Annotated in this window: 20 protein-coding genes, 1 tRNA gene and 1 other RNA gene; 14 read left to right on the top strand and 8 right to left on the bottom strand. The window is 69.7% G+C overall.

The window, feature by feature from the left end:
- Position 1 precedes the first annotated feature (1 nt).
- The 6 genes from VEB62_RS02025 to msrC all read right to left on the bottom strand — a co-directional run bounded on the left by VEB62_RS02025 (position 2) and on the right by msrC (position 6,679).
- Entirely contained in the window at positions 2 to 1,012 is a 1,011-nt protein-coding gene (locus VEB62_RS02025) for a DUF6607 family protein (RefSeq protein ID WP_324794899.1), read from the bottom strand.
- 21 nt (positions 1,013 to 1,033) lie between these two features.
- Positions 1,034 to 3,310, bottom strand: a complete 2,277-nt coding sequence (locus tag VEB62_RS02020; protein ID WP_324794897.1) for a TonB-dependent hemoglobin/transferrin/lactoferrin family receptor — start codon at positions 3,308 to 3,310, stop codon at positions 1,034 to 1,036.
- Positions 3,311 to 3,403: 93 nt separating this feature from the next.
- Positions 3,404 to 4,540: a beta-ketoacyl-ACP synthase III gene (locus tag VEB62_RS02015; RefSeq protein WP_324794896.1), complete on the bottom strand. Its 1,137-nt coding sequence runs from the start codon at positions 4,538 to 4,540 to the stop codon at positions 3,404 to 3,406.
- 106 nt (positions 4,541 to 4,646) lie between these two features.
- Positions 4,647 to 5,471 carry an HpcH/HpaI aldolase/citrate lyase family protein gene (locus VEB62_RS02010; protein WP_324794894.1) on the bottom strand — a complete coding sequence of 275 codons (825 nt, stop codon included), beginning with the start codon at positions 5,469 to 5,471 and terminating at the stop codon, positions 4,647 to 4,649.
- Positions 5,471 to 6,148 carry an SDR family NAD(P)-dependent oxidoreductase gene (locus VEB62_RS02005; protein WP_324794893.1) on the bottom strand — a complete coding sequence of 226 codons (678 nt, stop codon included), beginning with the start codon at positions 6,146 to 6,148 and terminating at the stop codon, positions 5,471 to 5,473. The genes VEB62_RS02010 and VEB62_RS02005 overlap by 1 nt, the downstream gene beginning before the upstream one ends.
- A gap of 36 nt (positions 6,149 to 6,184) precedes the next feature.
- A complete protein-coding gene (gene msrC, locus VEB62_RS02000; RefSeq protein WP_324794891.1) occupies positions 6,185 to 6,679 on the bottom strand; it encodes a free L-methionine (R)-S-oxide reductase MsrC in 495 nt (164 codons plus the stop codon).
- 251 nt (positions 6,680 to 6,930) lie between these two features.
- Here msrC and VEB62_RS01995 point away from each other — a divergent pair, with 251 nt between their 5' ends.
- Entirely contained in the window at positions 6,931 to 8,433 is a 1,503-nt protein-coding gene (locus VEB62_RS01995) for a tetratricopeptide repeat protein (protein WP_414641971.1), read from the top strand.
- Positions 8,434 to 8,448: 15 nt separating this feature from the next.
- Positions 8,449 to 9,939 carry a right-handed parallel beta-helix repeat-containing protein gene (locus tag VEB62_RS01990; RefSeq protein WP_324794890.1) on the top strand — a complete coding sequence of 497 codons (1,491 nt, stop codon included), beginning with the start codon at positions 8,449 to 8,451 and terminating at the stop codon, positions 9,937 to 9,939.
- On the opposite strand, the gene VEB62_RS01985 is transcribed toward VEB62_RS01990, so the two are convergent.
- Positions 9,937 to 10,009: transfer RNA gene (locus VEB62_RS01985), tRNA-Ile, on the bottom strand. The two genes, VEB62_RS01990 and VEB62_RS01985, sit on opposite strands and share 3 nt — an antisense overlap.
- Before the next feature lie 212 nt (positions 10,010 to 10,221).
- Here VEB62_RS01985 and VEB62_RS01980 point away from each other — a divergent pair.
- Positions 10,222 to 11,028 (top strand): SIMPL domain-containing protein, encoded by an 807-nt coding sequence (locus VEB62_RS01980; RefSeq protein WP_324794888.1) that lies wholly within the window; start codon positions 10,222 to 10,224, stop codon positions 11,026 to 11,028.
- Positions 11,029 to 11,087: 59 nt separating this feature from the next.
- Here the strand turns inward: VEB62_RS01980 and panD are convergent, their stop codons facing one another.
- Complete coding sequence (panD, locus tag VEB62_RS01975) at positions 11,088 to 11,444, bottom strand: aspartate 1-decarboxylase (RefSeq protein WP_324794886.1); 357 nt, start codon at positions 11,442 to 11,444, stop codon at positions 11,088 to 11,090.
- A 216-nt stretch (positions 11,445 to 11,660) separates the two neighbouring features.
- Here panD and sppA point away from each other — a divergent pair, with 216 nt between their 5' ends.
- The 11 genes from sppA (at position 11,661) to mraY (ending at position 22,966) form a co-directional block, all read left to right on the top strand.
- The gene (gene sppA, locus VEB62_RS01970) at positions 11,661 to 13,442 is read left to right on the top strand and encodes a signal peptide peptidase SppA (protein WP_324794884.1); all 1,782 of its coding nucleotides are present in this window, start codon (positions 11,661 to 11,663) and stop codon (positions 13,440 to 13,442) included.
- Positions 13,443 to 13,552: 110 nt separating this feature from the next.
- Positions 13,553 to 13,876, top strand: a complete 324-nt coding sequence (locus VEB62_RS01965; RefSeq protein ID WP_324794882.1) for a hypothetical protein — start codon at positions 13,553 to 13,555, stop codon at positions 13,874 to 13,876.
- Between the two features lies 1 nt (position 13,877).
- Positions 13,878 to 14,639 (top strand): N-acetylmuramoyl-L-alanine amidase, encoded by a 762-nt coding sequence (locus VEB62_RS01960; RefSeq protein ID WP_324794880.1) that lies wholly within the window; start codon positions 13,878 to 13,880, stop codon positions 14,637 to 14,639.
- 40 nt (positions 14,640 to 14,679) lie between these two features.
- Positions 14,680 to 15,056, top strand: an RNA gene (gene rnpB / locus VEB62_RS01955) — RNase P RNA component class A.
- Positions 15,057 to 15,378: 322 nt separating this feature from the next.
- Positions 15,379 to 15,864, top strand: a complete 486-nt coding sequence (locus VEB62_RS01950; protein WP_324794878.1) for a division/cell wall cluster transcriptional repressor MraZ — start codon at positions 15,379 to 15,381, stop codon at positions 15,862 to 15,864.
- A complete protein-coding gene (rsmH, locus tag VEB62_RS01945) occupies positions 15,861 to 16,826 on the top strand; it encodes a 16S rRNA (cytosine(1402)-N(4))-methyltransferase RsmH (RefSeq protein ID WP_324794875.1) in 966 nt (321 codons plus the stop codon). Before VEB62_RS01950 ends, rsmH begins: the two co-directional genes overlap by 4 nt.
- Complete coding sequence (ftsL, locus tag VEB62_RS01940) at positions 16,823 to 17,236, top strand: cell division protein FtsL (protein WP_324794873.1); 414 nt, start codon at positions 16,823 to 16,825, stop codon at positions 17,234 to 17,236. The genes rsmH and ftsL overlap by 4 nt, the downstream gene beginning before the upstream one ends.
- Positions 17,233 to 18,972, top strand: a complete 1,740-nt coding sequence (locus VEB62_RS01935) for a peptidoglycan D,D-transpeptidase FtsI family protein (protein ID WP_324794871.1) — start codon at positions 17,233 to 17,235, stop codon at positions 18,970 to 18,972. Before ftsL ends, VEB62_RS01935 begins: the two co-directional genes overlap by 4 nt.
- The gene (locus VEB62_RS01930; protein ID WP_414641970.1) at positions 18,969 to 20,438 is read left to right on the top strand and encodes a UDP-N-acetylmuramoyl-L-alanyl-D-glutamate--2,6-diaminopimelate ligase; all 1,470 of its coding nucleotides are present in this window, start codon (positions 18,969 to 18,971) and stop codon (positions 20,436 to 20,438) included. Before VEB62_RS01935 ends, VEB62_RS01930 begins: the two co-directional genes overlap by 4 nt.
- The gene (locus tag VEB62_RS01925) at positions 20,431 to 21,846 is read left to right on the top strand and encodes a UDP-N-acetylmuramoyl-tripeptide--D-alanyl-D-alanine ligase (protein WP_324794870.1); all 1,416 of its coding nucleotides are present in this window, start codon (positions 20,431 to 20,433) and stop codon (positions 21,844 to 21,846) included. The genes VEB62_RS01930 and VEB62_RS01925 overlap by 8 nt, the downstream gene beginning before the upstream one ends.
- 10 nt (positions 21,847 to 21,856) lie before the next feature.
- Entirely contained in the window at positions 21,857 to 22,966 is a 1,110-nt protein-coding gene (mraY, locus tag VEB62_RS01920; protein ID WP_324794869.1) for a phospho-N-acetylmuramoyl-pentapeptide-transferase, read from the top strand.
- Positions 22,967 to 23,085 lie beyond the last annotated feature (119 nt).

Raw genomic sequence — 23,085 nt, 5'->3', positions numbered from 1 at the left:
GTCAGGCCGCCGGCGCGACCGTCGCCGAAGCGATCAGGGCCCGCGCCTGTTCGACGGCGGCCTCGGTGGTCAGTCGGCCTTCCTGGACATCGACGGCCCAGTCCATCAGCGGTTTGCCGGTGACCGCGCCGCGATTGGCTTCTTCCTCGAGATAGAGGCCGCCCGAGGCCGCGACGCGTTCGTCCCAGGCCGCGCGGACGCCGGCCCAGTAGTCTTTCGTCGCCGCCCAATAGTCGTCGCCGGGCCCGGGATCGTAGTTGTCGACCTTGCGATAGGTGTTGATGACGTCTTCCTGGACGATGGCCGTCAGGTCGCCGTCATCGCCCTCGGACGGGCCCATCTTCAGATTGTCCTGGATATGCACCCAGCCGGCAGGGGTGAGGGCGTGGCGGTTGGTGCCGAGATAGCGGTCGTAGATCGGGTCGCGCACGGCGTCGCGACGGGCCAGAGGACGCCAGGTCGGGGCGCCGGACCATTCGGCGAGACCATGATCGTAAGACCAGCGGCCGACGCCGCCGTAGCGGGGACTGTCGTCGGTCTGCCAGACCGTCTGTGACCAGGCGCCCCGTCGCTCGTCAGCGGATACCGGCGTCAGCGTCCAGCGATTGGGGCCGGCGTAGGTCAGGACGGTCTCGGGTTCGAAGACCCAGTCCTGACGCCAGTGCTTGATGACGTGGTGGTTCCCGTTGTCGTCCGACATCACCAGGATGTGCTGCAGGCTGATGCGATCGCCGTTGTCGTAGACGACCCGGACGATCTCGTCGCCGGCCGACAGCTTCTCCTCGAGCGGCTCGTAGCCTTGGCGAAAGCTGACATTCTCGCGCATGTCGAAGCGCACGCGCCACTGGCCGGCCTGGGCGAGGATCGACTGACGATCGCGCTCGAACTGCGAGGCAGGGGATTCGGCCGCAGCGGGCGTGGTCGGGGCCTGGGCGAGCGCCGGCTGGGCGACGAGCAAGGCGGCGGCGATGAGGAAGGCGCGGGTCATGCTGCTGTCCATAATGCGAGTCATTATCGTTATCGTCTCCGGAGCTCAGTAGCGCAAGGCCAGCGACAGGCCGATGTTGCGGCCCGGCTGGGTATAGGCGTCCAGCACCGCCGAGGTCGCCGCCACGCCGCGGACGTCGCTCCACCAGCTGTACGTCTCGTCGAAAACGTTGAAGACGCCGATCCGGGCGGTCACGCGATCGTTGACGTTCCAGTATGCGGTCAGGTCCAGCAGGGCGAAGTCGTCGCCGACGGCGCAGCCCAGGGCGGGATCGGCGTTGAAACAGGGCAGGCCGTCGGTGTCGGCCGCGTCCTTGGCCTGCGACCAGGTGACAATGGCCTGACCGCCGAATCGCCCCGCCGGCTCGTCATAGCCGAGACCGAAGACGGCCTTGACCGGGTCGATGGTCGGCAGGGCGGTGGTCACGCCGCCGCTGGTGGTCTCGCCTTCGGCCCAGGCGACGGCGAAGCGGGCGCTGAGGCCGTTGTCCCACCAGACGTCAGCCCTGGCCTCGACACCGGAGACCTCGACGTCGGTGAAGTTGACGAACTGGAACACCGCCGGGTCGGCGGGAGTGAAGGATCCCGACACAACCTGCTGGCTGATGAAGTCCTCGAAATCAGACTGGAAGCCGACCAGTTGAGCCGATGCCTGACCTCCAAAAAGATCGAGGTCGCGGACGCGGGCGCCGATCTCGAGGCTGCGGCTGGTCTCGGGCTGCAGGTCGGGGTTGGGGGCGGAGGTGTAGCCGAAGGCGATATTGGAGAAGAACTGATTCACCTGGCTGGGCGTCGGGGCCTTGAAACCCCCACCCCAGTTGCCGAACAGCTGGACGACGTCGGTGGCCTGCCAGACTACGCCCAGCTTGGGTGAGACGTGGTCGTCCGACTGGTCGGCCCGGACGCCGGGATACAACGGGTCGTCGGCGGTCGACAGATCGTAGCTGTCCCAGCGCACCGCCGGGACGATCTTCAATGCGCCGTCCAACAGGCTGATCTCGTCCTGCACGAACAAGCCAGCCAGGGTGTAATCGGTCTCCGGGAAGGCGCTGGTGGGGAACGTCTCGCCCATCGGAGGAACCGTGCCGTCGCGGACGCCCCGCTGGGTAGTCCGCGACCAATCACCGCCGAAGGTCAGGCGGTGATTGCCGAGGACCTTCACGGCGTCGGCGGCGAGACCGGAGACTTCATTGTCGAAGGTGTTGTCGCGAATCCGATCGGTCCCGACCCGGTCCTCGAAAGTGTGCTGGCGGGTGGTGGAGTCCTGCCGGTAGATCGAGACCTGCCCGCGATCGAGGGCGAGTGCGTCGGCGAAACGCCAGTCCAGACCGACTCTCTCGCGCTCCGTCGTGTCGGTCGCCAGCAGATTAAGGACAGCCGTGGGTGAGGCCGGAGGAGCGGCGACGGTACGGGTCGTGCGGCCGCTCAGCACCTGGGCGTCGGACTGCATCTCATAGGCGTCGTAGACGAGGCGGAGGCTGTGGCCGGGTGCGACCTCCCACACCAGCTTCCCAAGCCAGGCGTCGGATGAGATCTCCTGCGGATTGGGCAGGGTGCGTCTGGAGTAGATGAGGGTCGGGACGCCGCCGACATCCTGCACTTCTTCCCCGGTTCTATCGCCCTGGGTCTCCGTCTCCTGGCTGTCGCGGCCGGTCCAGGCCAGCAGGGCGGAGAACGGGCCCTGTTCGCCGGCGAGGATCAGAGATTTGGTCAGGCCGTCGTCTGCGGAATTGTAGCCGACCCGGGCGCGGGCGGCGAACCGCTCGCCGTCGCGCATCAGATCGGCGGGGTCGCGGGTGGTGAAGGAGACGGCGCCGGCCACGCCGTCGGAGCCGTACAGCGCCGAGGCCGGGCCGCGCAGGATCTCAACGGACTTCATCAGATCGAGGTCGGCGTAGCCGCCGCGGCCGACGCTCTGGGCGCCGAAGACGAAGCCGTCGGGCACGCGAACGCCGTCCACCACCATCAACACCCGATCGCCGCCGAGGCCGCGGATCGTGAAGCCCTCGTTCCCGGCCCGGCCGGCGGTTCCCAGCGCCGCGCCAAAGCGGGCCGGTTGGGTCACCACGCTGACGCCCGGTTCGAACCGGATCAGGTCCTTGATGTCGGTGACCAGCAGTTCCTCGATCTGCGCCGCCGTGAACACGGTGACCGTGGCGGGGGCTTCGTCCGCGCGCGTCTCGGCCCGGGTAGCGAGAACGGTGACCGGCGGCAGGCGGGTCGGATCGTCCAGGCCGGCCGCGACTGTCGGCTCTTCGGCCATGGCTGGACCGGCGGCGGCGACGAGGGCGGCGAGCCCGGCGGACAGGAGGAGAGTGCGCATGTGAACGGCCCCGCTTGAGAAGGAGCACGGCGTTTACTGCGAACGATTATCAGAATCAACCGCAATGGCGGCGCGGCTGTGTCGGGAGGCGGTTCAGCGTTTGCGAACGAACACCGTGCCCGCGGAATAGCCGGCGCCGAAGCTGCAGATCAGGCCGATGTCGCCGGGCGTGAAGCCGTCGTGGCGAAGGTGGAAGGCGATGATCGAGCCCGCCGAGGACGTGTTGGCGTACTCATCGAGGATGATGACGTTCTCGTCCGGCGTCGGCTCGCGGCCCAGCACCTTGCGGCCGATGAACTGGTTCATGTTGATGTTGGCCTGGTGCAGCCACAACCGTTTCAGCCCGTGAGGGTCGATCCCCAGTTCGGCGGCGTGGTCGACGATCATGTCGGAGACCATCGGCACCACGTCCTTGAAGACTTTTCGCCCCTGCTGGACGAACAGCTTGTCCGTCTGACCGGTCGCTTCGTCGCCCGAAGGCGCCCCGGTCCCGGCGGCCCGGTTCAGGAAGCCGAAATTGTTGCGGATGTTGTTCGAGAAGACGGTCTTGAGCCGGGTTCCGAGGATTTCCCAGCCGTCGACCGCCTGGTCCGCCGCCTCGATGATGACCGCCGTGGCGACGTCGCCGAAAATGAAGTGGCTGTCGCGATCCCTGAAATTCAGGTGGGCGGAGCAGACCTCCGGATTGACCATCAGCACCGCCTTGACCGAGCCGGAGGCGATGAAGTCGGCGGCCGTCTTGATGCCGAAAGTGGCCGAGGAGCAGGCCACGTTCATGTCGAAGGCGAAGCCCTCGATGCCCAGCGCCTGCTGCACCTCGATGGCCATGGCCGGGTAGGGACGCTGCATGTTGGAGGCGGCGCACAGCACGGCGCCGATCTCGCCGACCGGTTTGCCCCAGGCGGCGATCGCGTCCCGCGCGGCCCTGACGGCCATCTCGGCCAGCACCGACAACTCGTCGTCCGGGCGCTCCGGGATGTTCGGGACCATTCGGGCGGGGTCGAGCACCCCGGCCTTGTCCATCACGAAGCGGGACTTGATGCCGGACGCCTTCTCGATGAACTCGACCGAGGAGGGGGTCAGGGCCGCGAGGTCGCCGGCGGCGATGCCTGCCGCATGCTGTTCGTTGAAGCGCTGCGCCCAGGTGTTATAGGCCGCGACCAGCTCCTCGTTGGAGATGGACTGATCCGGCGTGAACAGGCCGGTCGCGGCGATGACGGCTTTGGTCAACTCGATGGTCCCTGACGCTCGATGTGCGGCCTCGTTGCTCGAGGCGCCCGTTCTGTTTCTGGACTGACTAGATAGGCCTGTCCCGGGCGGTGGTCGAGGCGGTGCGTCAGAGACGCGCAAGCAGCTGTTCCGCGGCCGCGAGATGGAGCCGTTCCGCCATTCGCCCATCGACCTGGATCGCGCCCTTGCCGGCGGCCTCCGGCGCGGCGAAGGCGGCGACGACGGCGCGGGCGCGGGCGACGTCTTCGGGAGACGGCGAAAAGGCGGCGTTGGCGGCGTCGACCTGCGACGGGTGGATCAGGCTCTTGCCGTCGAAGCCATACCGCCGCGCCTGGGCGCACTCGGCCGCGAAGCCGTCCGTATCGGTGAAGCGGTTGAACACGCCGTCGATAGCCAGCCGGCCATGGGCGCGGGCTGCCGCCACAGTCGCAGCCAGCCACGGCTTCAGCGGCTCGCGGTCGGGCGATGGGCCGGTCCCGAGGCCGGCGGCCAGGTCGTTGACGCCGAGCATCAACGCCTCCAGCGGCGCGCCGGAGGCGGCGAGATCATGGAGATTGAACAGGGCTTTCGGGGTTTCGATCATGGCCCAGAGCGCCGCACCGTTCGGCAGACGGTCGATCAGGGCGCGGACGGCGGCGGCGTCCTCGACCTTGGGGGCGACGACAAGAGCCGCCCCGGCGGCGGACAGGGCCTGCAGGTCCGCCTCGCCCCATTCGGTGTCGAGTCCGTTGATCCGGACGCCGAGCCGCGGGCCGAAGCCGCCCGAACGGACCGCCTCGACGGCGGCGTCACGGGCCTCGGCCTTGGCCTCCGGCGCGACGGCGTCCTCGAGATCGAGAATGGCCACGTCGCACGCCAGGCCCCGCGCCTTGTCGACCGCGCGCGGATTGCTGGCCGGGAGGAAGAGGACCGAGCGGGCGGGGCGCAACATCAGACCCGGCCTGTCACCGGGATCAGGGCCCCCGTGATCGCCCGGCTCTCCGGTGAGGCGAGGAACAGCATGACCCGGGCGAGGTCGGCGGGCCGGACCCATCTGGCCGGATCGGCGTCGGGCATGTCCTTGCGGTTCTGTTCGGTGTCCAGAATGGACGGCAGGACGGCGTTGACGGTGACCGGGGTCCTCTTCAGCTCCTCGGCCAGGGCCTCGGTCAGGCGGTGCACGCCGGACTTGGAGGCGGCGTAGGCGCCCATGCCGGCGGCCGCTTTCAGCGCCCCGTTGGCTCCGACATTGATGATGCGGCCTTCGGCCGAGGCCTTGAGATGGGGCAGGGCGGCGCGGCTGGCGTTCAGCGCGGTGGTCAGATTCAGCGCGAACATCCGGGTCCACGCCGGCTCCCCGTCATCGACCGTCTGCCAGACGAAGCCGCCGGCGATGTTGAGCAGGGCGTCCAGCCGGCCGAAGCGCCCGACAACGGCCGCGATGGCCCGATCGGCGGCCGCGGCGTCGGTCAGGTCGACCCCGCCGAGCTCCAGAACGCCCTCCGGCACCGTCTGGCCCGAGGCATGGTCGATGACCGCGACCTTCAGCCCGTCGGCCAGCGCCGCCTCGAGCACGGCGCGGCCCAGTACGCCGTGGCCTCCGGTGATGGCGATGACCCGATCCGACATGGCGACCTCCTGTCCGGTGGACGGCTTAGCAGATGATCAGGCCGCGAACACCCGGCCCAGCAGCCGCTCCAGCGCCTCGGCGTCGACCGCGTCGAAGGCGGCGGGTTCGGTGGCGTCGACGTCGAAGACGGCGATCAGGCCGCCTGACCGATCGAACACCGGGACGACGATCTCGCTGGCCGAGCGGCTGTCGCAGGCGATGTGGCCAGGGAAGGCGTGGACGTCCGCGACGATCTGGGTCGTCCGGTCCCGCGCCGCCGCGCCGCAGACGCCGCGGCCGAAGGCGATGCGCAGGCAGCCGAGCGTGCCCTGGTACGGCCCGACCACAAGTTCGTCGGCCTTGTCGGGATCGACCACGTAGAAGCCCGTCCAGAAGAACAGCGGGAAGGCGTCGGCCAGCATGGACGAGACGGTCGCCATCCGGGCCGTGAGGTTCGGCTCGCCCTCCAGCACCGCGAGAATTTCATCCTCGAGTTCGGCGTAACGGGCGGCTTTGTCGGCGGGACGATCATCGCGGGCGACGTACGACATCAGGCAGGGCTCCGGGCAATGGGAGCCATATAGGCGCCCCCGCCCCGGGAGGCGAGGGTCGGATTTTTCGCCTGCGAGGCGAATCCCAAGTCTCTGATTCTGGTGGATAACTTCCGCGATGTCGTAAAATGGCCGCAGTGCGGCAACGCTTTGACCCAAACCAGCGTTAACCTTGACAGACAGTTAACTGGACCGGACTGTCCCGGTCGCGCAAAGCTTAATGGGCGAGCCGGGGAACGCCCGCTTCAGTGGTGCGAGGATTTATGGGCGAGGGCCAGGCGAACAAGACCGACCGCGGCCGGTTCGACCGGTCGCGCGGCCCCGTCGCGATCGCGGCGATCGCGGGCGTGCTCGCCCTGACCGCCTTCGGCATGGTCTCGTGCGGCGACCGCAGCAGCGGCGTGCGCTTCTGGCAGCGCGCCGACGCCGCTTCGAACGCCTGCCCGCGCCCCGCCTCCCTGACCGGCTCCGAGTTCAACGCCCAGGAGACGGGGCTGCGCGCCCTGCGCCGGGCGGCCTTCCGCGGCGACTTCTTCGCCCAGCTGGAGCTGGGGGCCCGCTACGCCGCCGTCCGCGCCACCGACAAGAATATCGAGGATCCGATCGAGAGCGCCACCTGGTACGCCATGGCGCTGGCCAATGACGAGGGCTATGCGCCGATCAACCGGGTCGACCGTGGCGGTTTTGGCGGCTGGCGGCCGCTGTCCAAATACGATGACTGCCGCGCATTCGAACGCCACATGGCCTACCAGCGGCTCGATCGCCAACTTGGCCAGATGACCCGGGAAGAGCAGGAGGCGGTGCGCGACCGTGTCGTTTACATCCTGTCGACCCAGGATGCCGAGGGGTTCCGCACCCTGGCGCGTCTGCACGACGGACTCTACGGCCCCTTCGGCGAACCCGAGGACAACCGCGAGGCCCGCGAGGCGTGGGGCCGCAACAGCGGCGGCGGCGGGCCCGAGACCCGCGACCGCCGTCGCCGCGGCTATCTGGCCGCGACCAGCCTGTTCCCCCGCAACGACGTCGACGCCTATCTGTACAACTACCTCGCGGTGCAGACCGGCGACGTCGGCGCCTATGTGCTGATGAAGGACTTCGAGAAGTCCGCCCCCAGCCGCGACCAGTACAGCCGCTTCGTCGAGGCCAAGGCCCGGCAGTGGACCCCGCCGTTCGAATTCTATCCCAACGACGCCCCGGCCTCGGGCGTGCCCTTCTCGGATGAGAGTCGCCCGCGCGGCGACGCCTATGAATACGCCCTGGGCCGGATGGGGACCGAGCTGCCGTTCGTCCATGTCGGCCGGGCCCTGCGCTACCTCGGCATCACTGACACCGTGCCGGCGCGGCCTGAGGACCTGTCCAAGCGCCAGATCGAGACGCTGGAGGCCATGCTGGGCCATCCAATGGAGAGCCGGCTGTCGTATCTGGAGCGGGTCCGCGCCATCCAGCTGGCCGCCGTCAACGGTTCGTCCGAGGCCCAGCTGGTGCTGGCGGTGATGTACGCCGAGGGCATCGGCCTGCCCGCGGACTACGCCCGCGCCTTCAAATGGTTCGACGAGGCCGCCCGCCAGGGCAGCCCGGAGGCCAAGTTCGCCATGTCGAGCTATTTCGCGCTCGGCGTCTCGGGCGTGGCGGACCAGGACAAGGCCCAGGCTGTGGCCCTGCGCATCGATTCGGCCCTGTCCGGCTTCGGCCCCTCGGCCGCCCGCCTGCAGGCCGTGCTGGCCCAGGTCTCCCGTTCGCAGCAACGCCGTTAAGGAGGGCGTGGACCCATGTCGACCCGTTTCCCCTTCGGTCGGATCCGCGGCACGGTCGCTGGAATCGCCCTCATTGCGGCCGCCATGGTCGGCGTTTCGCTGTCGCAGACACCCTCGGCCCATGCCCAGGTCGCGGCCAAGGTCGAGAGCCAGACCCGGCCGAATTTCGGCGTCCTCCTGGACCCGCCGGCGCGCAGCTATCGCAACCGCGGCTCGCAGCACCGGCGCTATGACTATGGCCGGCACCGGCCGGACTGGCGGCCCGGGCCCTACCGCCCCGGCGGCGAGGAGATCGTGCTGGTCGACTGCGGCGGCAATCCCGGCACCGGCGCGGTCGAGGACGCGGTGCGCCGCGTCCGTCCCGGCGGCACCCTGGTGATCCGGGCCCGCGCCGGCGCCTGCGTCGGCTGGCTGAACATCGACAAGCCGATGACCATCATCGGCGAGAGCGGCTTCGATCCGCGCGACTGGGCGCGGACCGGAAATCCGACGCTGCAGGCGCCCGACGGCCTGCCCTGCATCACCGTGGCTCAAGGCGTGCGGGTCGAAATCCGCGACATGGTGTTCGCCTCGCCGCGCGCCGGAGACGCCGCCTGCATTGTCGGATACGGCGCCGAGATCATCATGAACCGCGTCGGCTTCCGCCACGCCGGCGACGAGGCGGCGATCTACGCCGACGGCGGCCTGCTGGACCTGCGCAACACCATCATCGAGGCCCAGACCATCGCGCCGGCTGTCGTCGCGGACGGCGCCGTGCTGAACGCCTGGGAGGTCGTGGTGGCCGGCGCCCAGTCGGGCATGGAGGTGATCCCGGGCGCGGGCCAGACCTCGCGCATCGCCTCGACCACCCTGAAGGGAACGGGCGCGCCCAACGCCTTCGGCCCCCGTTCGATCGGCCTGATCGTCCGATCGGGCCGGGACTACGGCCGGGTCGAGATCGAGAACACCGCCATCGTCGGCTATGTCGAGGGCGTGGCCATCGAGGGCGCCTCCGTCGACATCAGCAACAGCCGCGTCGGCCGCTCCGACAAGGGCGTGGTGCTCTACAACGGCGAACTCCGTCTGACCGACAGCCGGATCCGCGCCGCCACCGTCGGCGTCGCGGCGGCCTCGGGCAGCGCGGTGATCATCAACAACGTCTTCTCGGGCGTGCGCGAAGTGATCTACGCCGAGGATCGCGCCAATGTGCAGGCGCGCGGCAACCGGGTCTATTCGCGGTATGTCTGTCGGCCCCAGTTCCGTGATCGCTACCGCGGCCGTTACGAGCCCTACTGGCGGCCTGGCGAGGGCTGGGAGTGCGCCTTCGGCTCCTATCCCCGCAATTGGTGGGAGGGCGAGGACGGTCTGCTCGGCCTCGAATACCAGGACGACGGCTATTCGCTCGACGGATACGATCGCTACCGCGACGGCCAGGGCTGGTACGACCGGGACGGCCGCTACATCCCGGACGACCGCTATCAGGGCGAGGACCGCTGGAGCCGGGGCGGCGGGTTCTGGGGACGGTAGGCGCGGAGGGACTCGAACCCCCAACCAGACCGTTATGAGCGGTCGGCTCTAACCATTGAGCTACGCGCCCTCCGTGGCGGCCCGACTCGCCTAGCAGGCGGCGCGGCGGCTTGCCAAGCACCATGGTTCCGACGCCGACCTGTCGCCGATTTCACGCCGATGAACGATTTCTGCCAATGGAGCCCGCTCGCGCGTTCAGGCGTTCAAGGCCAAGGTTCAGCCACGGACGTCCGACACGATCGGCGCCGGATGGATCGTCCCTCGCTCACGGAGACTACTGACATGAACCGCCCCGCCCCCTTCGTCCGCGCCGCCGCCCTGCCGGCCGTGTCGAACCGCGTCCTGTTGATGGGCGGAGCCGTGATGGCCGCCGTCGCCATGATCGCCGCGGCCCCCGCCGCCTTCGCCCAGTCGCAGCCGGGCGGTGGCGCGCCGCTGACCATCCAGGCCGTCACCGAGCGCCCGTCGCTCAACCTGTCGGCCTATGGCGAGGTCAAGACCGCGCCCGACATGGCCACGATCAGCTTCGGTGTCGTCACTGAGGCGACAACCGCCGCCGAGGCGATGAGCCAGAACGCGACCCGGATGAACCAGGTCATGGCCGCCCTGCGTCGCGCCGGGATCGAGGAACGCGATGTGCAGACCTCGGGGCTGAACCTGTCGGCCCAGTACGACTACGTCCAGAACGAGCCGCCCCGCCTGCGCGGCTACCAGGCCAGCAACCGGGTGACGGTGATCATCAACGATCTCGACGCCGTCGGCTCGACCGCCGACGCCGTGGTCGCGGCCGGGGTCAACCAGATCGACGGCATCGGCTTCGGCCTCAAGGACCCCACCTCGGCCGAGAACCAGGCGCGCCAGCTGGCTGTGCGCAACCTGCAGGCCAAGGCGGCCCTGTATTCGCAGGCCCTGGGCGTGCCGCTGGGCGGGATCCGTTCGCTGACCGAGGGTGGCGGCTATGCGCCGCCCCAGCCGATGATGCAGTACGCCCGCGCCGAAATGGCCATGGACGCCGGCTCGACCCCGGTCGCCGCCGGACAGCTGACGGTGCGGATCGACATCACCGGGATTTATGACCTGAGCCGGTAAGGCAGACGAAGAAAGGCCCGCCGGCGACGGCGGGCCTTTTCACATCCGGCAAGGCAGGGTCAGGCGGCGCGCTTGATCGCGTTGTTGTCGTCCAGCAGCACCACGGTCGGCGACCACTGGCGGGCTTCCTCTTCCGGCAGCTGGCCGTAGGTCACCACGATGACCTTGTCGTTCTTCTGCACCAGGCGGGCGGCGGCGCCGTTGACGCCGACGACGCGCGAGCCGCGCGGGGCCTCGATGGCGTAGGTGGTGAAGCGCTGGCCGTTGGTGATGTTCAGCACATCGACCTGCTCGTGCGGGAAGATGCCCGCAGCGTCCAGCAGGTCGGCGTCGATCGCGATCGAGCCTTCGTAGTCGAGGTCGGCCTGGGTCACCGTGGCGCGGTGCAGCTTGGCCTTCATCAGGGTGACCAGCATGGAGAGTGCGGTCCGGAAGTGACGCGGGGCGATCGGCCCCCGCTCGCAGGCTGCTGATATAGGGGCAAGCGCGCCCGTCATCAATCATCTCTGTTGCGCCGCACCATCGATGCCGCGGCGCATTCGCCTGTTACGTGACGTTCATTTGACGGCAAACCCCGTCGCCCTATGGTCGGACCCGGCCACGCCCGGCCCGCGCGGACCCTGACCTCCTCCATGAAGCAGTTCTTCCTGACGATGCTCGGCGTTTTCGCCGGCCTGGTGCTGTTCTTTGTCATCGTGCCGGTCGTGCTGATCACCATGGCGATCAGTTCGGCGACATCGAAGGAGCCGACGCCGTCCAACACCGTGCTGGAGCTGGACCTGCGGGAGGGGATCACCGACCAGGCCCCGATCAATCCGTTCGCCATGTTCGGCGGCGCCGGCCTGTCGACGATGCAGGTCGTCGACACCCTGGCCCAGGCCGAGGATGACGACCGGGTCAAGGCGTTGCTGATCCGCCTGCCGGAAGCCGGGATCACGCCCGCCGCCGCCGACGAGATCCGTCAGGCCGTGCGCCGCTTCCGCCGCTCGGGCAAGGTGGTCATCGCCCATGCGCAGGGCTTCCAGCCGGTCGGGACCGCGGTCTCCAGCTATATGATCGGCGCCTCGGCGTCGGAACTGTGGATGCAGAACACCTCCAGCTTCCAGCTGGCGGGCTTCTCGGCCGAGTCGATCTTTCTCGGCCGCGCCTTCGAGAAATACGGCGTCAACGCCCAGTTCGAGCAGCGCTACGAGTACAAGAACGCGGTCAACGAATACACCGAGAGCGACTTCACCCCGGCTCACCGCGAGGCGATGACGGCGTGGATGACCTCCATCTACACCTCGGCCCTGGCCAATGCGGCCCAGGACCGGCGCGTCACGCCCCAGGCCCTGCGCGCCACCATCGAGTCTGGGCCCCACTCGTCGGCGCAGGCGCTGCAGCGCCGCCTGATCGACAAGATCGGCCAGGTCGAGGAGGCCGAGGCCGAAGCCAAACGCCGCGCCGGCAAGGGTTCCGAGATCATGGAATTCGCGGACTACGCCTCGTCCAGGGGCGAGCGGACCGGCTCGGGCCGCAACGCCATCGCCATCGTCGGCGGCGAGGGCGCCATCCTGACCGGCACGGGCGGCGGCGCCGACCCGTTCGGCGGCGGCTCGTCGATCATGTCGGACGACGTGGCCGAGGCCCTCTACGACGCGATCGAGGACGACAGCGTCAAGGCCATCGTCTTCCGCGTCTCCTCGCCCGGCGGCTCACCGGACGCCTCGGAGCAGATCCTGGCGGCCGTGCGCGCGGCCAGGGCCGCCGGCAAGCCGGTTGTGGTGTCGATGGGCGACTACGCGGCGTCGGGCGGCTACTGGATCAGTTCGGAAGCGAACTGGATCGTCGCCCAGCCCTCGACCCTGACCGGCTCCATCGGCGTGTTCGGCGGCAAGCTGGTGCTGGCCGACGCCCTCGGCCGTTTCGGCATCGACATGCGCAACCTGACCGTCGGCGGCGACTTCGCCGACTCCTTCTCGCCGTCCGAGCCGTTCGACGCGGCCGACCGCGCCGCCTTCGCGGCCTCGATCGACCGCACCTATGAAGAGTTCATCGCCCGCGTCGCCCGCGGCCGGAACCTGCCGGCCGCCCGGGTGCGAGAGATCGCCCGCGGCCGCGTCTGGACCGGAGCGCAGGCCAAATCCATCGGCCTGGTCGACCAGCTGGGCGGGCTGGAGGAGGCCATCGCCAAGGCCCGCCAGCTGGCCCGCATCCCGGACGACGAGTCGGTGCGCTTCAAGCGCTACCCGGAATCGAAGTCGCCGTTCGCCGCCCTGTCGGAGATGTTCGGGGTCTCGGGCGAGGCCGCACGGGTGCTGATCGGCATCGGCGGCGTGATGAACGATCCGCAGGCCGAGGCCGCTGTCCGCCAGCTCCAGACCGAACGCGCCCGGACCTCCGGCGCCACGGTTCTGGCCGATCGACCCTACTGAGACAGCGACAATCGGACACTCGCCTGTGAAGGGTCCGGTCATTGACCGTTCACGCCTATGGACCGACATTGGAAGTACGGCGTTGTTGTCAGCGTCACAGAGGTAATCCCATGACCCCGTCCGATCGCCTGACCTTTGGCTCCGGCCCCTCCGGCCGTGGACCCGCCAACGGGCTGGTCGCGTCGGTGATGTGGCTCGGCGGCCTGGTCGCCACGCTCGCCGCCATGGCCGTGGGCGCCGTGCTGGCGGTGTTCGCCGCCGCCGCCGTGGCCGTGATCGCCGTTTTCGCCGCCATTGTGGTCTTCCTCGCTGGCCTCGCCGTGCGCGCCCGCCGCCGGGTGACGCCGCGCGCCCGGCGCGCCGACGATGTCATCGAAGCCCGCAAGGTCGACGGCGCCTGGGTCGCCTACGGCTGGGAGCGTCCGGGCCGCTAGGATGCTGGTCGTCCGGGACGCGCCGTCGCCCAATTTCGACAAGCGGCGGGCCCCGCCCGACATGCTGGTGCTGCACTACACCGGCATGCGCACCGCCGATGAGGCGATCGCCCGTCTGCGCGACCCCGACGCGAAGGTATCGGCCCATTACGTGGTCGGCGAGGACGGCGCGATCCTGCGGCTGGTCGCCGAGGAGCGCCGCGCCTGGCATGCCGGCCGCGGCGCCTGGCAGGGCGAGACCGACTGCAACGCCGCCTCGATCGGGATCGAGATCGTCAATCCGGGCCATGAGTTCGGCTACCGCGACTTTCCCGAGGCGCAGATCGACTCGCTGATCAGCCTGGTCAGCGACATCCGCACCCGCTGGACCATTCCGGACGCCCGCATCATCGGCCACTCCGACCTGGCCCCCGACCGCAAGAAGGATCCGGGCGAGCGCTTCCCGTGGAAGCGGCTGGCCTCGGTCGGCCACGGCCTGTGGTTCGAGCCCGCGCCCGAGCGCGCGGCCGCCCTTGGCGGCCCGCTCGGCGTCGGCGACGAGGGGCTGGGCGTCATCGTCCTGCGCGCCGGCCTGCACCGGCTCGGCTATGGCCTCCAGCCCGGCGGCGACTACGACGAGGCGACGCGTCTGACCGTCGAGGCCTTCCAGCGCCACTGGCGGCCGGGACAGGTCGACGGGATCGCCGACGGCGAGACGCGGGCCACGCTCATGGGCGTGCTGCAGCTGGCCACGGCGGAGAGCGCGACGGGCGTGTTGAACTAGAAATTTGACCTTGGCGGCCTTCGCGCCCACCTAGACCCCGTCAGACGGCCGGGCGGTCGCGGCGGAGCTTGCTTCGTCGAGGAAAGTCCGGGCTCCACGGTGAAGAGGCGGCGGATAACTTCCGCCCGGGGCGACCCGAGGGATAGCGCCACAGAAAGCAAACCGCCTGCTCTCCGGAGCAGGGAAGGGTGAAAGGGTGGGGTAAGAGCCCACCGCGTGCCTGGCAACAGGGACGGCATGGCAAGCCCCGCCTGGAGCAAGACCGAATAGGGACGTCGCGCGGTTTCGGCCGCAGGGTTCACCGCCCGAGGCGTCCGGGTAGGTCGCGAGAACCGGTCAGCAATGGCCGGTCCAGAGGAATGATCGTCGCCGCCCTTCGGGGCGGAACAGAACCCGGCTTACAGGCCGTCTGACCTTTCTCTTTTGAGGGGCCTAGCGCTCGCGACACGGTCGCTCGCTGCTTCAGCCCGCCCGGGTGGACCCAAGCCGACGCTCCCCGTTAACGATTTGGCCCGCAATGTGGCGCGAAGTCTTTCCACAGCCTGTTAATACTTGGGATGTTCCATGTATGTTCTGAAATTGTCAGCTTTCGACCGCCGTTGGAGGTTAACTTCTGTCAACTAATCCCATTGAGCCCCATTTCATCCCATGCTATCCCATAAGCCTGAGTTGGGGTTAGCGGACGCGGGGATGCGTCCAGGGATCAGAGGGCGGATCGAAGGGTCCGAATGGGCAGGGCGTGTTTCTCTCGACCTATGAGAAACAATTGGACGGCAAGCGCCGCCTGCTGATCCCGCAGGAGTTCCGCACGGCCGACAACGGCGCCGAGCACGGCGTGTTCTGCTTTTTCTCGATCGAGTCCGACTGCCTCGAGGCCGGCGGCGACAAGCTGATGGCCGAATACGTCTCGATGATCGAGGAGCTGCCGTTCGGCGACGACCTGCGCACGGCGCTGGAAGAGACCTTCTACGCGGGTCAGCGGCCCTTGGCCTATGACGGCGGCGGCCGGATCACCCTGCCGGAACACCTGTGCCAGGACGCCGGCCTCGGCGAGGATGTGGTCATCGTCGGCCTCGGCTCCCGTTTCCAGATCTGGGACCGGGCCCGCTGGAACGCGCGCCGGGACGAACGCCGGGCGCTGGCGCGGCAGGCCGTGCGCGAGCGCGGCGAGGCCGGGCGCAAGGCGCTGCTGGCCGGGCGCCGTCCGGGCGGGGAGGGCGCATGACCGCGCCCGCCGCCAATCCGCACGCGCCGGTCCTGCTGGCCGAGGTGCTCGAGGCGCTGGCGCCCGGACCCGGCGACGTGATCATCGACGCCACCTTCGGCGCCGGCGGCTACAGCCGCGCCATCCTGGCGACGGGCGCGACGGTCATCGCGCTGGACCGCGATCCGACGGTCCAGCCCCACGCCGATGCGGTGGCCAACGACTTCCCCGGCAGGTTCCAGCTGATCCGCACACCCTTCTCCGGCCTCGTCGAAGCCTTCGCCGACAGCGGCGCCGCGAAGCTGGACGGGGTGGTGTTCGACATCGGCGTGTCGTCGATGCAACTGGACCAGGCCGAACGCGGCTTTTCCTTCATGCGCGACGGTCCGCTGGACATGCGCATGTCCGACGAGGGCGAGACCGCCGCCGACATCGTCAACGGCTGGGACCACGGGCCGCTGGCTCATATCTTCAAGCTTTACGGCGACGAGCGTCAGTCGGGCCGGGTCGCCACGGCCATCCTGCGTCGCCGGGCCGAGAAGCCCTTCACCCGCACCCTCGACCTGGCCGAGGTGGTCGAGAGGGCTCTGGGCGGCCGCCGCGGTGCGCCGATCCATCCGGCCACCCGCGTGTTCCAGGCATTGCGCATCGCCGTCAACGACGAACTGGGCGAACTGCGCGCCGGGCTGGAGGCGGCCGAGGCGACGCTGTCGCCCGGCGGCCGGCTGGCCGTGGTCACCTTCCATTCGCTGGAAGACCGTATCGTCAAGGCGTTCCTGACCGAGCGCACCGGCAACGCCCCGGGCGGTTCGCGTCACGCCCCGGTCGCCATCGACCCGCGCAAGCCCAGCTTCACCCTTCGCTTCAAGGGCGCGCGCGAGGCCGGTGAAGAGGAGCGCGCCGCCAACCCCCGCGCCCGCTCGGCCAAGCTGCGCGCCGCCGTCCGCACCGACGCCCCGGCCTGGGGGAGGATCGCGGCATGAGCGCGACCGGCGCCCTGAAGCGCGTGTTCGACTGGAAGGTGCGCGGCGTTCGCTGGGTCGAGATCATCGGTCTGGTGCTGGTCGCCGCGATGATCTTCTCGGTCTATCTGGCCAAGGCCGCGGCGGCGGGCGAGGGCGCGCGCATCGCCAGTCTTGAGCGCCAGATCACGGAAAACGGCCAACGGGTCCGCCTGCTGCGCGCCGAGGCCGCCCGGCTGGAGCAGCCTGGCCGGCTTGAGGCCCTGTCGCGGATGGCGGGCCTGGCGCCGGTCGACGTGCATCGCCAGGCGACGGAAGCCAGCCTGCCGGACCTCGCGCCGATTCCGGATCCCCAGCCGGTTGTCATCGTCGCCCCGACCATCCCGGCGGCGCCCGCCCCCGCCCCCGCCCCCGCGCAGGGCGCGCAATGAGCGTGCACGATCCGCAGGCCTGGGACCGCCCCGCCCCCGGACATCCCGGTCGGGTCTCGCTGCCGTCGTGGCGCTGGCTGTCCGAGGCCATGTGGCGGATCGAGCATTCGTTCGGCCGCGCCCGCGCCGACGCCCGACCCGAAGAGGACACCCGGGTCCGTATATTCGTCATCCTGTCGCTGTTCTCGGCCGTTTTCGTCTGCCTCGCACTGGGCGCGGCCAACGCCGCCCTTCTGGCTCCGAGGGGCGGGATCGGCTCGATCGGCCAGCCGAACGCGGTGGCGCGCGCCGACGTCGTCGACCGCAACGGGGCCTTGCTGGCCACCAACATCGTCCACTACGGCCTCTACATTGACCCGGCCGAGGTCTGGGACCGTCGCGCCGCGGCCGCGCAGATCAAGCGGGTCCTGCCGCGCGTCTCTATGGCCAAGCTGGACCGGGTGCTGTCGGGCGACAGGCGGCTGATCGTCCTGCCCGGCCTGACCCCCGGCGAGAAGGCGGCGGTCCACGCCCTGGCGTTGGGCGGTGTGACGTTCGAGCCCGAGGATCGCCGGGTCTATCCGCTGGGCGCTTCGGCCACCCATGTGCTGGGCGCGGCCGACACCGGCGGGCAGGGCATCTCGGGCGCGGAACTGGCTTTCAATCGCGAGATTCGCGAGGCGGGCCTGCGCGGCGACAGCTTCCCGCTGTCGATCGACCTCCGTGTCCAGGGCGTACTTGAGAATGAACTGGCCCGCGCCGTCGCCGAGAGCCAGGCCAAGGGCGCGGTCGGCATCATCACCGACGTCCAGACCGGCGAGGTCCTCGGGATGGCCAGCTGGCCGACCACCGACGGGCTGAACCGCGCCACCTCGGCCCACTACGAGATGGGCTCGGTGTTCAAGACCTTCACGGTCGCCGCCGGTCTCGACACCGGTCGGGCCGACATGAACACCCTGTTCGACGCCTCGCAGGCCTTCATGATCGGCAACCGCCGCATCACCGACTTCCACGCCACCAACCAGGTGCTGACGCTGGAGGAGGTCTACCTCCACTCGTCCAACATCGGCACCTCGCGCCTCGCGGTCGAGATGGGGCCGGCGACAATGCGCGACTATTTCGGCCGTCTCGGCCTGCTGGACGCCGCCCCGATAGAGCTGCACGAGTCGGCTCGCCCGCGCCGGCCGACGAAATGGGACGACTCCACCCTGGCCTCGCTGTCGTTCGGTTACGGCATCATGATCACGCCGCTGCAGATGTCCGCCGCCATGGGCGCCCTGACCAATGGCGGCCGCTACATTCCCCTGACCCTGCGCAAGGGCGGCCTGCCGGGGGCCGAGGTCCGCCAGGTGGTGAGCCCCGAGACGTCGCTGACCCTGCTGGACCTGCTGCGCCGCAACGTGGTCCGCGGTTCGGGCGGGCGGGCCGACGCGCCGGGCCTGCGCGTCGGCGGCAAGACAGGTTCGGCGAACAAGCTGGTCAACGGCCGCTACGACCCGACCCACGCGGTCGGCAGCTTCGCCGCCGTCTTCCCGGCCGACGGCCCGGTCAACGCGCGCCGCTATTCGATCCTGATCCTGATCGACGAGCCGGGCGGCTACCCGCGCACCGGGGGCTTTGTGGCCGCGCCCGCCGTCGGCCGCATCGCCGACCGGATCGCCCCCTTCCTCGGCGTCCAGCGTCGCGCTGATCAATACCGCACCGCCCTGGGCGAGAAGATCCCCGCCTTCGAGGATGTCGAGGGGGACGGCCGATGAACGGCATGGCCCCCGCCTCGATCAAGCTGTCCGACCTGCTGCGCCGCGACGTGCCGGCCGACCCGGTCATCACCGGCGTCACCGCTGACAGCCGCAAGGTCGCGCCGGGCAGCCTGTTCGTGGCCCTCCCCGGCAGCGCCGCCGACGGCCGCGCCTTCATCCCGCAGGCCCTGTCGCAGGGCGCGGCGGCGGTGCTGGCCCCGGCCGACACCGACGCGGGCCTGGCGCCGGTGCTGGTCACCTCGGGCGACGTGCGCCGCGCCTACGCCATCGCCGCGCGCGGCTTCTACGGTCGCCAGCCGGCCACCTGCGTGGCCATTACCGGCACCAACGGCAAGACCTCGGTGGCGGCCTTCTGCCGCCAGATCTGGGCCTCGCTCGGACTCTCCGCCGCGAGCATGGGAACGCTTGGGGTTTTGAAACAGACGGGTAACGTTAATCAGGCGTTGACGGGGCCCGGTCTGACCAGCCCCGACGCCGCCGACGCCGCCCGCCTGCTGTCCGAACTGGCCGCCGGCGGCGTGACCCATCTGGCGCTGGAGGCGTCGTCACACGGCATCGAGCAGCGGCGGCTGGACGGTGTGACGCTCAAGGCGGCGGCCTTCACCAACCTGACCCAGGACCACCTCGACTACCACGGCGACATGGACGCCTACCGCGCCGCCAAGCTGCGCCTGTTCGAGACCCTGCTGCCGCGCGGCCGGACAGCGGTCCTGAACGCCGATTCCGACGCCTATTCCAGCTTCGCCGCCGCTTCGATCATGTCGGGCCTGAGCGTCATGGGCGTGGGCGAGCGCGGCCGTGACCTGACCCTGGTCGGCCGGCAGGCCGTGCCCGAGGGCCAGCGGTTGACGCTGGACGTGCGCGGGACGCTGCACGAGGTGCTGCTGCCGTTGGCCGGGGCCTTCCAGGCCTCCAATGCGCTGGTCGCCGCCGGTCTGTGCATCGCCGCCGGCGAGACCCCCGAGCGGGTGCTGGCCGGGCTGGAGAAGATCACCGGCGCGCAGGGGCGGCTGCAGCGCATTCCCGGTTCGCGCCACGGCGAAGTCTATGTCGACTACGCCCACACCCCTGACGGGCTGGAGACGGTGCTGAAGGCGCTGCGCCCGCATGCGACGGGCCGGCTGATCGTGGTCTTCGGCGCGGGCGGCGACCGTGACCGGGCCAAGCGGCCGATCATGGGCGAGATCGCGGGCCGACTGGCCGACGTGGCCATCGTCACCGACGACAATCCCCGTTCGGAAGATCCCGCCGCCATCCGCCGCGCGGTTCGCGAAGGCTGCCCGGACGCGCAGGAGATCGGCGACCGCCGCGCCGCCATTCGCCACGCCATCGAACAGATGCGCGACGGGGATGTGGTGGTGATCGCCGGAAAAGGGCATGAGCAGGGACAGATCGTCGGCGGTGTGACACATCCCTTCGACGACGCCACCGAAGCCGCCGAAGCCCTGCGTATCCATGCCTGAGATTGCTCCCCTCTGGACCTCCGCCGAGATCGAGGCCGCCACCGGCGGGCGCCTGTCCGGCGCGCCGTTCGAGGTCGCCGGGATCACCTACAACAGTCGCGAAATCGTGCCAGGGGACCTGTTCCTCGCCCTCAAGGGGGCCCGCGACGGCCATGACTTCGCGGCTTCCGCCTTCGCCGCCGGCGCGGCCGGGGCGATCACCGGCCATCCGGTCGAGGGCGGTCCGTCGGTCGTCGTCGCCGACACCCTGCGCGCGCTGGAAGCCCTCGGCGTCGCCTCGCGCGAACGCAGCCCGCACGTGCGGCGCGGCGCGGTCACCGGCTCGGTCGGCAAGACCAGCGTGACCCAGGCGATCAAGTCCGGCCTTGATCTGGCAGGGCCCGCCCACGCCTCGATCAAGAGCTACAACAACCACATCGGCGTGCCGCTGACCCTGTCGCGGATGCCCCGCTCGACCGCGCGCGCCGTATTCGAGATCGGCATGAACGCGCCGGGCGAGATCGCGCCGCTGTCGAAGATGGTCCAGCCGCACGCCGCCTGCGTCACCACGGTCGGACCGGTGCACATCGAGGCCTTCGTCGAGGGCGAGGCGGGGGTGGCGGCGGAGAAGGCGGCGATCTTCGAAGGGCTGGCGCCCGACGGCGTGGCGGTGCTGAACGGCGACATCGGCTTCTCGGCGGTGCTGGACGCCGCCGCCCGCAAGGCCGGCGCCCGGTTGGCCACCTTCGGCGTGGACGCCGGCCATGACGCGCGCCTGATCGACTTCGAGCCTGGTCCGGAGGGCGCCCGGGTCAGGGCCGAGCTGTTCGGCAAGCCGCTGGACTTCACCCTGCGTCAGTCCGGTTTCCACTGGGGCCTGAACAGCCTGTGCGTGCTGCTGATGCTCGACGCACTGGACGTGCCGCTCGACACCGGCCTCGCCGCCCTCGCGGACTTCCAGCCGCTGGCGGGCCGGGGCCAGACCACCGTGGTAAAAGCCCCCGGCGGCGCCTTCACCCTGATCGACGAGAGCTACAACGCCAATCCGCTGTCGATGGCCGCCGGCTTCCGCAGCCTCGGCGCCAAGCCGGTCGGGCCGGGTGCGCGCCGGGTGCTGGTGCTGACCGACATGCTGGAGCTCGGTGACCGCTCGCGCGAGCTGCACGAGGGGCTGGCCAGACCGATCACGGCGGCCGGCCTCGATCTGGTCCACACCGCGGGACCCGAGATGAAGCGCCTGCACGACGCCCTGCCGCCCGCGCGCCGGGGCCTCTGGCGCGAAACCGCCGCCGAACTCGCCGCTGAAGCCGCGTCGCTGGTTGCGCCGGGCGACATCGTCATGGTCAAGGGATCGAACGGCTCGAAGGCGTCGTTGGTCGCCCGGGCCCTCGCCGCCCTCGAAACGCCCTCAAGCAGCGCCGCGCGATAGGGAACGCCCAATGTTCTATCTGCTGTATCTCCACTACGCCGACATCGCGCAGGACTACCCGCTGCTCAATCTGGTCCAGTACCAGACGGTGCGCGTCGCCCTCGCCATGGCTACGGCCATGATCGTCGCCGTGGCCATGGGCAGCCGTTTCATCGCCTGGATCCGGCTCAAGCAGGGCAAGGGCCAACCGATCCGTTCGGACGGCCCGGTCTCGCACCTGTCCAAGGTCGGCACCCCGACCATGGGCGGGCTGATGATCCTGGCCGGCATCGCCGTGGCCGTGCTGCTGTGGGGCGACCTGACCAATCCCTACATCTGGATCGTCAGCTTCGTGACGGCGGCCTTCGGGGTGCTGGGCTTCATCGACGACTACGCCAAGGTGTCGAAACAGACCTCGGCCGGGCTGACCTCGAAACAGAAGCTGATCGCCCAGGTGATCGTCTCGGTCGTGGCGGGTGTCATGACCGTGCTGTGGATGACCGCCTCGCCGACCACGCCCAACCTCGAGACCTCGATCGCCTTCCCCTTCTTCAAGGCCGTGCTGCTGAACGTCGGCTGGTTCTACGTCCTGTTCGCCGCCTTCACCCTCGTCGGCTTCTCCAATGCGGTGAACCTGACCGACGGGCTGGACGGGCTGGCCATCGTGCCGGTGATGATGGCGGCGGCGGCGTTCGGCATCATCAGCTACCTGGTCGGCAACTTCATCTTCTCGGACTACCTCGGCGTCCACCACGTCCCGGGCTCGGGCGAGCTGGCCATCTTCTGCGCCGCCATCATCGGCGGCGGGGTCGGCTTCCTCTGGTACAACGCCCCGCCGGCCAAGATCTTCATGGGCGACACCGGGTCTCTGGCCCTCGGCGGCGCGCTCGGCGCCATCGCCGTGGCCACCAAGCACGAACTGGTGCTGGGCATCGTCGGCGGCCTGTTCGTGATCGAGGCGCTCAGCGTCATGATCCAGGTCGGCTACTTCAAGGCCACGAAAAAGCGCATCTTCCTGATGGCCCCGATCCACCACCATTTCGAGAAGATGGGCTGGCCGGAGTCGACGGTGGTGATCCGCTTCTGGATCGTTTCGGCCATGCTGGCCCTCGCCGGCCTCGCCACCCTGAAGCTGCGGTGACGCGGCCCTCGTCATTCAGACCGTCACCCTCGGGCTTGACCCGAGGGTCAGACCGTCCGCTCGCGCGGTGGTCAGTGGTTGAGCCTTGTGGTTCCGCGCCCCACCCGACAGGCGCACCA

This window comes from Brevundimonas sp., assembly GCF_035626975.1.
GTDB lineage: Bacteria > Pseudomonadota > Alphaproteobacteria > Caulobacterales > Caulobacteraceae > Brevundimonas.
This window is presented reverse-complemented; position numbering and strand designations above follow the sequence as displayed.

What these genes read in the sequence shown, in the direction of transcription:
- VEB62_RS02025 (WP_324794899.1), bottom strand. Translation starts at nt 1,012, where the DNA reads ATGACTCGCATTATGGACAGCAGCATGACCCGCGCCTTCCTCATCGCC.
- VEB62_RS02020 (WP_324794897.1), bottom strand. Translation starts at nt 3,310, where the DNA reads ATGCGCACTCTCCTCCTGTCCGCCGGGCTCGCCGCCCTCGTCGCCGCC.
- VEB62_RS02010 (WP_324794894.1), bottom strand. Translation starts at nt 5,471, where the DNA reads ATGTTGCGCCCCGCCCGCTCGGTCCTCTTCCTCCCGGCCAGCAATCCG.
- VEB62_RS02005 (WP_324794893.1), bottom strand. Translation starts at nt 6,148, where the DNA reads ATGTCGGATCGGGTCATCGCCATCACCGGAGGCCACGGCGTACTGGGC.
- msrC (WP_324794891.1), bottom strand. Translation starts at nt 6,679, where the DNA reads ATGTCGTACGTCGCCCGCGATGATCGTCCCGCCGACAAAGCCGCCCGT.
- VEB62_RS01990 (WP_324794890.1), top strand. Translation starts at nt 8,449, where the DNA reads ATGTCGACCCGTTTCCCCTTCGGTCGGATCCGCGGCACGGTCGCTGGA.
- VEB62_RS01980 (WP_324794888.1), top strand. Translation starts at nt 10,222, where the DNA reads ATGAACCGCCCCGCCCCCTTCGTCCGCGCCGCCGCCCTGCCGGCCGTG.
- panD (WP_324794886.1), bottom strand. Translation starts at nt 11,444, where the DNA reads ATGCTGGTCACCCTGATGAAGGCCAAGCTGCACCGCGCCACGGTGACC.
- sppA (WP_324794884.1), top strand. Translation starts at nt 11,661, where the DNA reads ATGAAGCAGTTCTTCCTGACGATGCTCGGCGTTTTCGCCGGCCTGGTG.
- VEB62_RS01965 (WP_324794882.1), top strand. Translation starts at nt 13,553, where the DNA reads ATGACCCCGTCCGATCGCCTGACCTTTGGCTCCGGCCCCTCCGGCCGT.
- VEB62_RS01960 (WP_324794880.1), top strand. Translation starts at nt 13,878, where the DNA reads ATGCTGGTCGTCCGGGACGCGCCGTCGCCCAATTTCGACAAGCGGCGG.
- rsmH (WP_324794875.1), top strand. Translation starts at nt 15,861, where the DNA reads ATGACCGCGCCCGCCGCCAATCCGCACGCGCCGGTCCTGCTGGCCGAG.
- ftsL (WP_324794873.1), top strand. Translation starts at nt 16,823, where the DNA reads ATGAGCGCGACCGGCGCCCTGAAGCGCGTGTTCGACTGGAAGGTGCGC.
- VEB62_RS01935 (WP_324794871.1), top strand. Translation starts at nt 17,233, where the DNA reads ATGAGCGTGCACGATCCGCAGGCCTGGGACCGCCCCGCCCCCGGACAT.
- VEB62_RS01930 (WP_414641970.1), top strand. Translation starts at nt 18,969, where the DNA reads ATGAACGGCATGGCCCCCGCCTCGATCAAGCTGTCCGACCTGCTGCGC.
- VEB62_RS01925 (WP_324794870.1), top strand. Translation starts at nt 20,431, where the DNA reads ATGCCTGAGATTGCTCCCCTCTGGACCTCCGCCGAGATCGAGGCCGCC.
- mraY (WP_324794869.1), top strand. Translation starts at nt 21,857, where the DNA reads ATGTTCTATCTGCTGTATCTCCACTACGCCGACATCGCGCAGGACTAC.